Genomic DNA, 13,077 nt, shown 5'->3' with positions numbered 1-13,077 from the left:
CAGGGGCCGAAGCGGGAGGATGGGGTTGGGGCGGGCACTCGTGAGCATGGGGATTCCTCGGCGTTCTGTCTGTCTTGTGTGACGTTGCCTGCGATCAGGCGATGTCTCGATGCTAGGAAGCGCGAGGCCCCGCAGTGACAACGGCCCGCATCGGTGCGTAACGTCGGGTGAACGCTCTGTGTCCGGCGTGTAACAGCGGCGCGCTCCTTGATGTGCGTCAAGGCCGGCGCGGCCTGGGTGGCTAGCCTCCGCGAGACACATGTCGAACCTTGCCATGCACCCTTCCACCGCCGCGCTGTCGCCCCAGAGAGAGGCCAGCCTGCTCGGCCGCGCCCGGCTGCTCCAGCGCGCCGCGCTCGACGGCGCCGCGCCGCCGCGGCTGCTGCGCGGCAAGAACCTGGGCCTGCTCAGCGAGACCGGCGACAGCGCCGCGCTCGCCCTGCTGCGCCAGGCCGCCGAGGAACTGGGCGCGCAGGTCGCGACCATGCGTTCCAGCCTGTCGACCGACACGCCGGTGCAGGAGCTGCAGCACACGGCGCGCATGCTCGGGCGGCTGTACGACGCCGTCGCCTGCGAGGGCATCGATGCCGCGCTGGTGCGCCAGATCGGCCAGCATGCGGGCATTCCGGTGCACGACGGTGCAGCGGCCGACAGCCACCCCACGGCCGCGCTCGCAGGCCTGCTCGGCGAACGCACGGCGGCAGCGGACAACCGGCGCTTCGTGCTACAGGCGTTGCTGATCGAGAGCATCGCCTGAGGAGTTAGCGCCTCAGCCGCACCAGTCGGCGATGCGGTGGCTCAGGTCCATCCACAGCGCCTGCAACGCCACCGCCGCCAGCAACACCCCCGCCAGCCGCGCGCCCCAGGCCTGGCGCGTGCCGCTGTCGCCCCATCCGCGCAAGCGCTGCCACAGCCACGGCGCAGCGAGCAGCGACACGCTGCTGCCGAGCGCGAACAGCGCCATCGTCGAGGCACCTTGCAACGGCCCGTTGCCCAACGCGGCGAGCATGAGCGCCGAATACAGCAGGCCGCAGGGCATCGCGACCCACAACGTGCCCGTGGCCAGCACGCCCAGCAGCGAGCCGCCGGCCATGGGCCGCAGGCGAGCCTCGAGGGCACGCCCGGCGCGCTGCGCCCACAGCGGCTGGCGGCCCGCGACGGCGAGCACCACGCCCCAGGCGAGCACGAACACATGCAGCATCACCCACAGCGGCCGCCAGGCCGCGACCTGCGCGCTGGCCGCGCCCAGGCCGTGCAGGCTCGCGGCGGCGATGGCGCCGGCGGCTGCGTAGCTCGCCATGCGGCCGAGGTGGAAGACGACCGGTGCGACGGGATGCACGGCCTGCGCGGGCCTGCCCACCGGCACGATGCGGATCACCGCAGACGACACCGCGCCGCACATCGCCACGCAGTGCGGCCCGCCCGCGAGCCCCATCAGCAATGCGGCGCCGGCGAGTGCGGGGGAATCCATCGAATCAAACGACGCGCGAAAAGCGCGTGCGCGTCGCGGCGCAGTAGCGGTCGAACACCATCGCCACCGCACGCACGAGGAACCAGCCGGCCTCCGTGACCTCGATGGCACGCGGCGACAGGCGCACCAGCCCTTGTTCGGCCATCGGCGCCAGCGCGGCACGCTCGGGGGCGAAGTAGTCCGCAAAGGCGATGCCGTGCGCGGCCTCGACGGCGTCGAAGTCCACGCGGCCGCGGCACATCAGCGCCATGATGACCTCGCGGCGCAGCACATCGTCGTCCGACAGCGCGAGCCCCTTGACCACGGGCAGGCGGCCCTGGTCGAGCAGCGCGTAGTAGTCCTCCAGCGTCTTCGCGTTCTGGCTGTAGGTCGCGCCCACGCGGCCGATGGCCGACACGCCGAGCGCGACGAGGTCGCCGTCGGGCTGGGTGCTGTAGCCCTGGAAGTCGCGGTGCAGCCGGCCCTCCCGTTTGGCCACGGCCAGCGGGTCGTCGGGCAGCGCGAAGTGGTCCATGCCGATGTAGACGTAGCCGGCTTCGGTGAGCGCTGCGATCGCGCGCCCGAGCATGCGCACGCGCGTGGGGGCGTCGGGCAGCTCGTCGGCCGCGATGCGCCGCTGCGGCTTGAAGCGCTCCGGCAGGTGGGCGTAGGCATACAGCGCGATGCGGTCGGGCCGCAGTTCGCGGATCTGCGCGAGGGTGCGCTCGAACGAGGCATCGTTCTGACGAGGCAGGCCGTAGATCAGGTCGACGTTGATCGATTTGAAACCCAGCGCGCGCGCCGCGTCCATGAGCGCGAAGACCTGCGCCGCCGGCTGGATGCGGTGCACGGCCTGCTGCACGGCGGGGTCGAAGTCCTGCACGCCGAAGCTCAGGCGGTTGAAGCCGAGCGCGGCCAGCGCCGCGAGGCGCTGTGCATCGACGGTGCGTGGATCGATCTCGATCGACTGCTCGCCGCCCGGCACGAAGGCGAACGCGCGGCGCAGCAGAGCCACCAGTTCGCCCAGCTCCTCATCGTCGAGAAAGGTCGGCGTGCCGCCGCCCAGGTGCAGCTGGCCGACGGGCGCACCGGGGCCAAGCCGCGTGACCTGCAACCCCACTTCGCGCGCGAGGTAGTCGAGGTACTGCCGCCCGCGCTCGCGGTGCTTCGTCACGACCTTGTTGCAGGCGCAGTAGTAGCACAGCGATTCGCAGAACGGGATGTGCACGTACAGCGACAAAGGCTCGCCGGCCGTATCCGCGTCGCGCCGCAGGTGCAGCGCCTGCGCATAGTCGTCGGCACCGAAGGTCTCGACGAAGCGGTCGGCCGTCGGGTACGAGGTGTAGCGCGGGCCGGGCACGTCGAAGCGGCGCAGCAGCTCGACGGGCAACACGGACGGGGTCTCGGGAACGCACGCCAGGGGCAGGCTCATGACGCAGTCTCTTTCTCGGACGGCAGCGCCAGCAGCGTGGTGCACGCGCTCGAGGCCGCCGCCATCAGCCAGAACACGAAGAAGGACACGGTGTAGATGCCCTGGCGCGACATGCGCAGCGCGTCGGCGCCGCAGTACGAATGGATCGGGTCGATCATGGCGAACACCAGCACTTCCATGCCGCAGGCCACGAGGAACGACGGCCACAGGATGCCGGCGATGCGGCGCATGGCACTCATGGGGCCGCCCTCTTGGGCACCGGCACATCGTCCTCCGGCGTCGCCGCGTGGTTGCGCCCGGCCTGCGCCGGCATGCGCTTCTTGTCGGCCAGCGTGCGGTTGATCTCGATGCCTTCGCGGTAGTAGTCCTCCGACACCAGCACCTCGGGCGTGCGCAGCGCCAGCCACACGGTCGCGATGCTGGCCAGCACCACGGCCGCGGGCCCCGCGATCACCAGCCAGACCAGCGGGTAGCGCCACCAGGGGCCTGAGGTCGCGGGCGCGTTCATCGGCAGGGCATCGTTCATGGGAAGACCTTTCAGCGCGGCACCAGGAAGACCGCTTTTTCGGAAACCTGCGCCGCGCCATCCGCCTGCCGGATGTCGAAGTGCACCGTGTGCGAACCGGCCGGCGCGGCGCCATAAGGCACCTGCAGCCGCACCGCCACCCAGCGCGCCTGCGCGGGTTCGACCTCGATGGCCTCGTCGGGCGAGGCCACGCTCAGCCCCTCGATGCCGCGCGCGGCGATGCGGTAGTGCTGCGTGCGCTCGGTCGCGTTCATGATCTGCAGCCGGTAGACGTTCTCCAGCCGCCCGCCCTCGACGATGCGCGCCAGCGAGGCGCGGTCGCGCACCACGTCGACCTTCAGCGGCGTGCGCGCGACCAGGCTGGCGAGCAGGCCCGCCACCAGCAGCGCGAGCAATGCGGTGTAGACCAGCACGCGCGGACGCAGCACGCGGCGCCACAGCTGGCGGCGCGACCAGCCGGCCTCCATGCCGTTCTGCGTGTCGTAGCGGATGAGGCGCGGCGCGTAGCCCATCTTGTCCATCACGCTGTCGCAGGCGTCCACGCACAGGCCGCAGCCGATGCACTCGTACTGCAGGCCCTGGCGGATGTCGATGCCGGTGGGGCACACCTGCACGCACAGGCTGCAGTCGATGCAGTCGCCCAGGGCGGCGCTGCGCGGGTCGACGTTCTTGCGGCGCGGCGCGCGCGGCTCGCCGCGCCGCGGGTCGTAGCTGACGATGAGCGTGTCGCGGTCGAACATCGCGCTCTGGAAGCGCGCGTAGGGGCACATGTACTTGCACACCTGCTCGCGCATGAAGCCGGCGTTGCCGTAGGTGGCGAAGCCGTAGAAGAACACCCAGAACACCTCCCACGAGCCCATCTGCGTCTGCAGGAAGGCCATGCCCAGCTCGCGGATGGGCGTGAAGTAGCCCACGAAGGTGAAGCCGGTCCACAGCGCGATGCCGATCCAGACAAGGTGCTTGAAGGCCTTCTTCACCAGCTTCTCGAGCGAGAACGCGCCGGCATCGAGCCGGATGCGCGCGCTGCGGTTGCCTTCGATGCGCTGTTCCACCCACAGGAACATCTCGGTGTAGACGGTCTGCGGGCAGGCGTAGCCGCACCACAGGCGGCCGGCCACGGCCGTGAAGAGAAAGAGGGAGAGCGCGCTGATCACCAGCAGCCCCGACAGGTAGATCAGGTCCTGCGGATACAGCACCAGCCCGAAGATGTAGAAGCGCCGCGCGGCCAGGTCGAACAGCACCATCTGCCGCTCGCCCCACTCCACCCAAGGCATGCCGTAGAACACCAGCTGCGTGAGGAAGACCATGGCCCAGCGCCAGCGCGCGAACAGGCCCTGCACGCTGCGCGGGTAGATCTTCTTCGTCGCCTCGTACAGGCCGACCTCCGGCGCGGCGGCGGGCGGCGCACTGACGATCGGGATGACCGTCTTTCGCGTCATGGCGTCCCGGTCGCAGGGTTGGACATGCCCCACACGTAGGAGGCCAGCAGCTTGATCTGGGCCTCGGTCAGGCGGCCTTCCTGCGCGGGCATGGCGCTGTGCTTGCCCTCGTTGATGATCTGCACGATGGCGGCCTCGCCGTAGCCGTGCAGCCAGATGCGGTCGTTCAGGCGCGGGGCGCCCAGCGCCGGGTTGCCCACGCCGCCGATGCCGTGGCAGGCCGCGCAGGCGGCGAACTTGGGCTTGCCCAGGCCCGCGCGCAGCGAATCGTGCGGCTCGCCCGACAGGCTCAGCACATAGTTGGCGACGTTCTTCACGTCGTCGGGCGTGCCGACCATCGCCGCGGCCGGCGGCATGGTGCCGATGCGGCCCTTGGTGATCGACTCGACGATCTTGTCGGGCGTGCCGCCGTGCAGCCAGTCGGCGTCGGTGAGGTTGGGAAAGCCCTTGCTGCCGCGCGCGTCGGAGCCGTGGCACTGCGCGCAGTTGTTCATGAACAGGCGCTCACCGATGGCGCGGGCCTGCGGGTCGCGCGCGACCTCCTCCAGGGGCATGGGCGCGTAGCGCGCGTACACCGGCGCCAGCGCCTGCGTGGCCTTGGCCACGTCCTGCTGGTACTCGGCGCGCGAGCTCCAGTCGTTCGTGCCGCGAAAGCTGCCCAGGCCCGGGAACACGGCCAGGTAGCCGAGCGAGAAGACGATGGTCAGCACGAACAGGCCCACCCACCACAGCGGCAGCGGGTTGTTGGCTTCGCGCAGGTCTTCGTCCCAGACGTGGCCGGTGGTGTTGTCGGCGTCGGAGGGCACGCGCTTGCGCGCCGTGAGCCACAGGAGCAGCACGCAGCCCAGGATGCTCAGCAGCGAAGCCACGGCCACGTAGCTGGACCAGAAGTTACTAATGAAGTCGCTCATCGTGTGTGTCCCTTCAGTCCTGCTCGAACGGCAACCGGGCCGCTTCGGCGAAGCGCTGCGTGTTGCGGCGCGAGCAGGCCCAGGCCACGATGCCGATGAAGACGACGAAGCAGGCGATGGTGGCGGCGATGCGCAGGGTGGTGATGTCGGTCATGGGCGTTGCCTGTTCTTTCTTCTTACTTGAGCGCCAGGCCCAGCGACTGCAGGTAGGCCACGGTGGCGTCCATGTCGGTCTTGCCGGCGACCTCGTCGGCGGCCTTGGCAATCTCTTCGTCGGTGTAGGGCACGCCCACCGTGCGCAGCGCGCGCATGCGGGTGGCGATGCTGCCGGCGTCGACCAGCCCCTTCTCCAGCCACGGGTAGGCCGGCATGTTCGACTCGGGCACGAGGTCGCGCGGGTTGTTCAGGTGGATGCGGTGCCACTCGTCGCTGTACTTGCCGCCCACGCGGTGCAGGTCGGGGCCGGTGCGCTTGCTGCCCCACTGGAAGGGGTGGTCGTACACGAACTCGCCGGCCACCGAGTAGTGGCCGTAGCGCAGCGTCTCCGAGCGGAAGGGGCGGATCATCTGCGAGTGGCAGTTGTAGCAACCCTCGCGCAGGTACACGTCGCGGCCGGCCAGCTGCAGCGGCGTGAGCGGCTTCACGCCCTCCACGGCCTCGGTGGTCGACTTCTGGAAGAACAGCGGCACGATCTCCACGAGGCCGCCGATGGCCACCACCAGCAGGATCAGCACGATCATCAGCAGGTTGTTGGTCTCGACCTTCTCGTGCGTGAAGCCGGTGGCGGCGGGCGCGGAGTTCTGGTTGTCAGGTGCGTTCATCGTGCGTCTTCAAAGGCTTCGGGGCTTCAGGCGTGGGCGGCGGCAACGGCCGGGATCTCGGCGCGCACCGAGCGCCCGGTGATCACGGTCATCCAGACGTTCCAGGCCATGACCAGCATGCCGCCCAGGTAGAGCACGCCGCCGATCACGCGCACCAGGTAGTAGGGGAAGGTGGCCTTCACGCTTTCGACGAAGGTGTAGGTCAGCGTGCCGTCGGCATTGATCTCGCGCCACATGAGGCCCTGCATCACGCCGGCGATCCACATCGCGGCGATGTACAGCACGATGCCGATGGTGGCCATCCAGAAGTGCACGTCGATGGCGCGCACGCTGTACATGGCGAGGCGGCCGTACATGCGCGGGATCAGGTAGTACAGCGACCCCATGGTGATGAAGCCTACCCAGCCCAGCGCGCCGGAGTGCACGTGGCCCACGGTCCAGTCGGTGTAGTGGCTCAGGGCGTTGACGGTCTTGATGGACATCATCGGACCCTCGAAGGTCGACATGCCGTAGAACGACAGCGCGACGATCAGAAAGCGCAGGATCGGGTCGGTGCGCAGCTTGTGCCAGGCGCCCGAGAGCGTCATCACGCCGTTGATCATGCCGCCCCAGCTGGGCGCCAGCAGGATCAGCGAGAACACCATGCCCAGCGACTGCGTCCAGTCGGGCAGCGCGGTGTAGTGCAGGTGGTGCGGGCCGGCCCACATGTAGGTGAAGATCAGCGCCCAGAAGTGCACGATCGACAACCGGTACGAGTACACCGGGCGCCCCGCCTGCTTGGGGATGTAGTAGTACATCATTCCCAGGAAGCCGGCCGTGAGGAAGAAGCCCACGGCGTTGTGGCCGTACCACCACTGCACCATCGCGTCCTGCACGCCGGCGTAGGCCGAGTAGCTCTTCATCCAGCCGGCCGGAATGGCCGCGCTGTTGACGATGTGCAGCAGCGCCACCGCGATGATGAAGGCGCCGTAGAACCAGTTGGCCACGTAGATGTGGCGCACCTTGCGCAGGCCGATGGTGCCGAAGAACACGATGGCGTAGGCCACCCAGACCACGGCGATCAGGATGTCGATGGGCCACTCGAGCTCGGCGTATTCCTTGCCGCTGGTGTAGCCCAGCGGCAGGCTGATGGCGGCGGCGACGATCACCAGTTGCCAGCCCCAGAACACGAACGAGGCCAGTGCCGGCGCGAACAGCCGCACCTGGCAGGTGCGCTGCACGACGTGGAAGCTCGTGGCCATGAGCGCGCAGCCGCCGAAGGCGAAGATCACGGCGTTGGTGTGCAGCGGACGCAGGCGGCCGTAGCTGAGCCAGGGAATGCCGAGGTTGAGTTCGGGCCAGGTCAGCTGCGACGCGATGATCACGCCGACCAGCATGCCGACCACCCCCCAGACCACCGACATGAGTGCGAACTGCCGCACGACGGTGTCGTCGTAGATGGCCGCGGGAGGGTGCGTGGTCTGCTGCATCGTGGTGCCCGTGAATGTGATTTGCGGGCAGTGTCTGCCCGCGTCGCCCGGGCAGGCTTGATGCAGATCAAGCCATCAATCGCTGTGTCAGTCGTTGTTCAGGATGCGGTCGCCTTCGACCTCGATGTCCTCGAACTGGCCGCGCTCGATGGCCCACCAAAGGCCTCCGAGGATCGCCAGAACGAGCACCACCGACAGCGGCACGAGCAGGAACAGCACGTCCATCTCAGGCCACCGCCGCTTTCCCCGGCGCGGCCAGGCGCGCCGCGTTGAGCACCACCAGCAGCGAACTCGCGGCCATGCCCAGCCCCGCGAGCCACGGCGGCAGCCAGCCGGCCACGGCCAGCGGCACGCACACGGCGTTGTAGGCCGCGGCCCAGAACAGGTTCTGGCGCACCACGCGCAGCGTGCGGCGCGCCTGCGCTACTGCCGCAGGAATCGCTTGCAGCGCATCGCCCAGCACCACGAAGTCGGCCCGCGCGCGCGACAGCGGCACGGCACGGCCGAAGGCGAACGAGGCGTTGGCGCGCGCCAGGCTGGGGCCGTCGTTCAGGCCGTCGCCGACCATCGCCACCTCGCGCCCGGCCGCCTGCAATTGCCACAGCACCTCGAGCTTGTCTTCGGGTGCGCAGTCGCCCTGCACCGCCGCGATGCCGGCCTGCGCGCCGATGGCACGCGCCGCGTTCTCGCGGTCGCCCGAGAGCAGGCGCACCGACAGGCCCTGAGCCTGCAGCGCCGCCACGGCCTGCGTGGCGTCGGGGCGCAACTCCTCGGCGAGCACGAAGCTGGCGAGCCAGCCCTCGTCGTCGCTCAGGTGGATCTGCGCCGCATCGACCTGCAGCGGCGGCACCTCGCAGAAGGCCGCCGAGCCCAGGCGCACGGGGCGCGCACCGTGGTCGTCCACCGCATCGCGCCGGTGCAGCGAGGCCGCCACGCCCTGCCCCACCGTCTCGCGCAGCTGCGTCGCCGACCAGGCCGGCGGCGCGCGGAACTGCGCCTGCCAGGCGTTCACGAGCGCGCGTGCGGCCGGATGCAGCGACAGCGCCGCGAGCGCCGCGCCGATCTCCAGCGCGTCGCCGGGGCGCAGGCCCTGGCGGCAGTACACGCGCTCCAGGCGCGGCGTGGCGCCCGTGAGCGTGCCGGTCTTGTCGAACACCACGGTGTCGACGCCGGCCAGCGCCTCGAGCGCCTGCAGGTTCGACGTGAGCACGCCGCCACGCGCCAGCGCACCGGCGCTCGCCAGCATCGCGGCGGGCGTGGCGAGCGACAACGCGCACGGGCAGGTGACGATCAGCACCGCCACCGCGACCATCAGCGCCTTGCCGGGATCGACCGCCCACCACAGCGCACCCGCGCCGAACGCGCAGGCCAGCACCGCGATGAGAAAGGGCCGCGCCACGCGATCGGCGAGCCGGGCCAGGCGCGGCTTGTCGAGCGCGGCGTTTTCCATGAGCCGCACGATCTGCGCGAAGCGCGTGCCCTCGCCCACCGAGGCGATGCGCACCTGCACCACGGCCGAGAGGTTGTGGCTGCCCGCGAGCACGCGGTCGCCGCAGGGGCGCGGCACGGGGCGCGACTCGCCGGTGAGCAGCGCCTCGTCGGCGGTGGTGTCGCCGTCGATCACCGTGCCGTCGGCCGGGAAGGCCTCGCCGGGCCGCACGCGCACCACGTCGCCCGCCGCGAGCCGGCGCACCGCCACGCGCGTCCACCCGCCGTCGGGCCCGAGGCGTTCGACGCTGTCGGGCAGCCGGTGCATCAGCGCCTCGAGCGCGCCGGCCGTGCGGTCGCGCAGCCGCGCCTCGAGCCAGCGGCCGGTGAGCAGGAAGAAGACGAACATCGTCAGCGAGTCGAAGTAGACCTCGTGCCCCAGTGGCCCCGTGGGGTCGAAGGTGGCGGCCGTGCTCACGACGAAGGTGATGACGACGCCGAAGGTCACGGGCAGGTCCATGCCGACGCGGCCGATGCGCAGGTCGCGCCAGGCGCTGCGAAAGAAGGGCCCGCACGAGAACAGCACCACGGGCAGGCTGAGCACCCACGAGGCCCAGCGCAGCAGCTGCGCCGCGTCGGCCGTCATGTCGCCGGGGCGCGCGACGTAGGCCGGGTAGGCGTACATCATCACCTGCATCATGCAAAAGCCCGCGACCAGCCAGCGCCACAGCGCCATGCGCAACTCGCGCGTGCGCGTCTCGCGCGCGCTGCGGCTGCCGGCCGGCAGCAAGGGGTAGCCCGCGCGCGCGCTGGCCTCGAACCAGCGCGAAGGCCGCGTGGCCGTGGCCGACCACACGACGCGCGCGCGCCGGCTGGCGGCATTCACCTGCACCTCGGCCACGCCGGGCACCTGGGCCAGCGCGGCCTCGACGGTGAAGGCGCAGCCCGCGCAGTGCATGCCTTCGACCGCCACCTGCGATTCCCAGCGGCCCGAGCCGGCCTCCAGCGGGCGGCCGAACGCGGCCCACTCGGCGGGGTCGTCGAGCAGCTGCCAGGCGTCGGCGCGGGCGTCACTCCCGGCGGACGATGGAACGGACGGAAACGGCGCGAGCGCGGCGGAAGCTTGCATCGGGGCAGGCTAAATGCCGGGCCGATGCAAGCGTTTGATCTGCATCAAGGTTCGTTGCGGCGGCCGGGGCCGCGCACAACCATCACCGTCAGGCAGGTGTCTTCGCGGACTCCAGCTGCACCGGCGGCGTGCCGGCCTTGAACATGCTCGCCAGCTGCTTGCGCAGTTCGGGCGTGTCGGTGTGGCCGTGAACGGCCACGGCGTGCTGGACGGCAGCATCGAGCAGTTCGCCTTCGGAGTCGGCGCAGAGCGCGACACTGCAGTTCATCGTGCTCGGGTACTCGCGGCAGTCGATGTATTGGCGGGACATGGCGCCTCCTTTGTCCTTACGGACGTGCTTCGAAGATCAGGTTGAAAGGCGTCTCGCTGGCGCGGCGGAAGTGCGAGAAGCCGCCCTGCGAGACGACGTCGCGCAGGCGCGCTTCGCCGGCCTGCGCCCCCAGGCACAGGCCCACTTCCTGCGAACGCGAGGCCGGCGTGCAGATGAAGCTGGAGGCCGAATAGAACACGCGCCCCACCGGGTTGATGTTGTCTTCCAGCCGGTCGTTGGCAAAGGGCTCGACGATCATCCACGTGCCCTGCGGCTTGAGGGTGCGCCGCACGTGCGCCGCCGCACCGACGGGGTCGCCCATGTCGTGCAGGCAGTCGAAGACGGCGACCAGGTCGTAGTCTTCGCCGGGAAAGTCCTTGGCGCTCGCGACCTCGAAGCGCAGGCGCTTTTCATCGTCGACGCCGGCCTTGCGCGCGGTTTCGCGCGCACGCTCGATCGACGGCGCGTGGTAGTCGAAGCCGACGAAGCTGGATTGGGGATAGGCCTGCGCCATCAGCAGCGTCGAGGCACCGTGCCCGCAGCCCACGTCCGCCACACGCGCGCCGCTTTTCAGCAAGGGCTCGATGCCTTCGAGCGCCGGAATCCACTGGCTCACCAGGTTGGCCGCGTAGCCGGGCCGGAAGAAGCGCTCGGTGCCATGGAACAGGGCCACGTCGTGCTCGTGCCAGCCGATGCCCAGGCCCGTGCGCATGGCCTGGACCATCTTGGGAATGATCTTGAACTGCGCCACGGCGATCTGGAACGCGCCGGGCACGAAGGCCGGACTGCCTTCCTCGGCCAGCGCGAAAGCCTGTTCCTCGGTCAGCGAGAACAGCTCGCCTTTGGGGTCGTACTCGACGTAGCCGCTGGCGGCCTGGGCCGAGAGCCATTCGCGCAGGTAGCGCGGGTCGGTCTCGGTGCGGCGGGCGAGCTGCTCCGCGGTGGCGGGGCCTTCGGCCAGCGCCTTGTACAGGCCGAGCTGGTCGCCGACGACGATGGTGGCCGCATGCATCACGGCCCCGATGTCGTGGACGAAGTTACCCATGAACGCGTTAAGCCGTGTTTCGTCGATGGCCATGTGTATCCCCTTCGTCGACAAGCGACTGGCGCGCCCGCTGCCTGCCTATACTGAATTCGAGGCAAAGGGCCTGCGAGCATCCTGTCTCTCGATGCGTGCGGGCGCCATACGCAGCAATGCGTATGCACCGTGAAAGGGCATGCCATGACGCACCTGTCGCGCAACGATTGGGCGAGCGCGCTTCGCCTGCTGGACAAACTGGAGTCCGGCCATGTGCCCGTGCGGCATCGCAGCGCCGACGCGCATCCCACGCGCACCACCCGCCGCGTCGCCAAGGCACCGGGCCGGCGCGAACTGCGCCGCGCCGCGCAGCAGGCCGACTACTGCCGGCGCGTGGGGCTGGAGCATGCGATGGCGGTGGCCTTCCTGTACCGGCTGGCCTGCCGCGCTCCTGTGCCGTTGCCGGATGCGCAGCCGGCCGGCCTCACGCCGCGCGAGGGCGATGTCATGCACTGGCTCTCGCAGGGCAAGACCGACGCCGAGATCGCCGCCCTGCTGACGATCAGCCCCCGCACCGTGCACAAGCACCTGGAGCATGTCTACGTGAAGCTGGGCGTGGAGACGCGCACGGCCGCCGTGATGCGCGCGCTCGCCATGGGCCGATCTGTCTGAAGAAGAGAGACCGGCTCCTTCCCCCTACTCGATGCGGAAGACGAACTCCTGCGTCGCCAGCACCTCGGCATCGCCCGTGGTCTGGCATTCGTAGCGCATCACCGCGGCGCGCACGGCCGAGTGGTACACGCGCGGCCCCGACAGGAAGCGCACTTCCTGCACATGGCCGCCCTTGATGCGCACCTCGGCCTTGACCACGCCGCCGATGCCTTCGTCCATCGCCTTGCGCGGCATCTCGGGCTTGACCTGCCGCGGGCAGGCCACCGCGATGTCGGTGGTGGTCGCCTTCGGCGGGGCCGGCGGCGCGGGGGGCGCCGGCGGTGCGGCCGGCGGCGGCGGCACCGGCTCGGTGTTCTGCACGGCGGTGATCGCGGGCGCCGACGTGGCCGGCGGTGTCACGGCCGGCGGCGGCACGTAGGCCGGGCGCGGCGGCGGCGGGGCCTTGGGCGTTTCCTGGCGCACGATCTTCTTC

Annotated in this window: 15 protein-coding genes and 1 pseudogene; 2 read left to right on the top strand and 14 right to left on the bottom strand. The window is 70.3% G+C overall.

The window, feature by feature from the left end:
* Positions 1-274: 274 nt before the first annotated feature.
* Entirely contained in the window at positions 275-757 is a 483-nt protein-coding gene (locus AC07XP_RS31460) for a Rossmann-fold NAD(P)-binding domain-containing protein (protein WP_223301389.1), read from the top strand.
* 12 nt (positions 758-769) lie between these two features.
* Here the strand turns inward: AC07XP_RS31460 and AC07XP_RS31455 are convergent, their stop codons facing one another.
* From AC07XP_RS31455 to AC07XP_RS31395, 13 genes are all read right to left on the bottom strand, one after another.
* Complete coding sequence (locus AC07XP_RS31455; protein WP_495266865.1) at positions 770-1,471, bottom strand: sulfite exporter TauE/SafE family protein; 702 nt, start codon at positions 1,469-1,471, stop codon at positions 770-772.
* Positions 1,472-1,475: 4 nt separating this feature from the next.
* Positions 1,476-2,882 carry an oxygen-independent coproporphyrinogen III oxidase gene (gene hemN, locus AC07XP_RS31450; protein ID WP_495266864.1) on the bottom strand — a complete coding sequence of 469 codons (1,407 nt, stop codon included), beginning with the start codon at positions 2,880-2,882 and terminating at the stop codon, positions 1,476-1,478.
* Positions 2,879-3,121 (bottom strand): hypothetical protein, encoded by a 243-nt coding sequence (locus AC07XP_RS31445; RefSeq protein ID WP_062481687.1) that lies wholly within the window; start codon positions 3,119-3,121, stop codon positions 2,879-2,881. The genes hemN and AC07XP_RS31445 overlap by 4 nt, the downstream gene beginning before the upstream one ends.
* Complete coding sequence (locus AC07XP_RS31440) at positions 3,118-3,408, bottom strand: FixH family protein (protein WP_159273073.1); 291 nt, start codon at positions 3,406-3,408, stop codon at positions 3,118-3,120. The genes AC07XP_RS31445 and AC07XP_RS31440 overlap by 4 nt, the downstream gene beginning before the upstream one ends.
* An 11-nt stretch (positions 3,409-3,419) precedes the next feature.
* Entirely contained in the window at positions 3,420-4,847 is a 1,428-nt protein-coding gene (gene ccoG / locus AC07XP_RS31435; protein WP_159275500.1) for a cytochrome c oxidase accessory protein CcoG, read from the bottom strand.
* Positions 4,844-5,758 carry a cytochrome-c oxidase, cbb3-type subunit III gene (gene ccoP / locus AC07XP_RS31430; protein WP_070062092.1) on the bottom strand — a complete coding sequence of 305 codons (915 nt, stop codon included), beginning with the start codon at positions 5,756-5,758 and terminating at the stop codon, positions 4,844-4,846. The genes ccoG and ccoP overlap by 4 nt, the downstream gene beginning before the upstream one ends.
* A 13-nt stretch (positions 5,759-5,771) precedes the next feature.
* Positions 5,772-5,912 (bottom strand): cbb3-type cytochrome oxidase subunit 3, encoded by a 141-nt coding sequence (locus tag AC07XP_RS31425; RefSeq protein WP_062481697.1) that lies wholly within the window; start codon positions 5,910-5,912, stop codon positions 5,772-5,774.
* Between the two features lie 22 nt (positions 5,913-5,934).
* Positions 5,935-6,579 carry a cytochrome-c oxidase, cbb3-type subunit II gene (ccoO, locus tag AC07XP_RS31420; protein WP_062481700.1) on the bottom strand — a complete coding sequence of 215 codons (645 nt, stop codon included), beginning with the start codon at positions 6,577-6,579 and terminating at the stop codon, positions 5,935-5,937.
* A gap of 26 nt (positions 6,580-6,605) precedes the next feature.
* Complete coding sequence (ccoN, locus tag AC07XP_RS31415; RefSeq protein WP_095746592.1) at positions 6,606-8,048, bottom strand: cytochrome-c oxidase, cbb3-type subunit I; 1,443 nt, start codon at positions 8,046-8,048, stop codon at positions 6,606-6,608.
* An 87-nt stretch (positions 8,049-8,135) separates the two neighbouring features.
* Complete coding sequence (gene ccoS / locus AC07XP_RS31410) at positions 8,136-8,273, bottom strand: cbb3-type cytochrome oxidase assembly protein CcoS (protein ID WP_062481719.1); 138 nt, start codon at positions 8,271-8,273, stop codon at positions 8,136-8,138.
* A 1-nt stretch (position 8,274) separates the two neighbouring features.
* A complete protein-coding gene (locus AC07XP_RS31405) occupies positions 8,275-10,605 on the bottom strand; it encodes a heavy metal translocating P-type ATPase (protein WP_495266863.1) in 2,331 nt (776 codons plus the stop codon).
* Between the two features lie 88 nt (positions 10,606-10,693).
* Positions 10,694-10,915: a DUF1059 domain-containing protein gene (locus AC07XP_RS31400; protein ID WP_369629923.1), complete on the bottom strand. Its 222-nt coding sequence runs from the start codon at positions 10,913-10,915 to the stop codon at positions 10,694-10,696.
* 16 nt (positions 10,916-10,931) lie between these two features.
* Positions 10,932-11,993 (bottom strand): class I SAM-dependent methyltransferase, encoded by a 1,062-nt coding sequence (locus AC07XP_RS31395; protein ID WP_062482952.1) that lies wholly within the window; start codon positions 11,991-11,993, stop codon positions 10,932-10,934.
* Between the two features lie 144 nt (positions 11,994-12,137).
* Between AC07XP_RS31395 and AC07XP_RS31390 the strand changes: the two genes are divergently transcribed.
* Entirely contained in the window at positions 12,138-12,605 is a 468-nt protein-coding gene (locus AC07XP_RS31390) for a helix-turn-helix transcriptional regulator (RefSeq protein ID WP_495266862.1), read from the top strand.
* A gap of 24 nt (positions 12,606-12,629) precedes the next feature.
* Here AC07XP_RS31390 and AC07XP_RS31385 read toward each other — a convergent pair.
* Positions 12,630-13,077, bottom strand: a pseudogene (locus AC07XP_RS31385) (energy transducer TonB); the annotation flags it as partial.

The organism is Variovorax sp. GW531-E2 (assembly GCF_059423125.1).
This window is presented reverse-complemented; position numbering and strand designations above follow the sequence as displayed.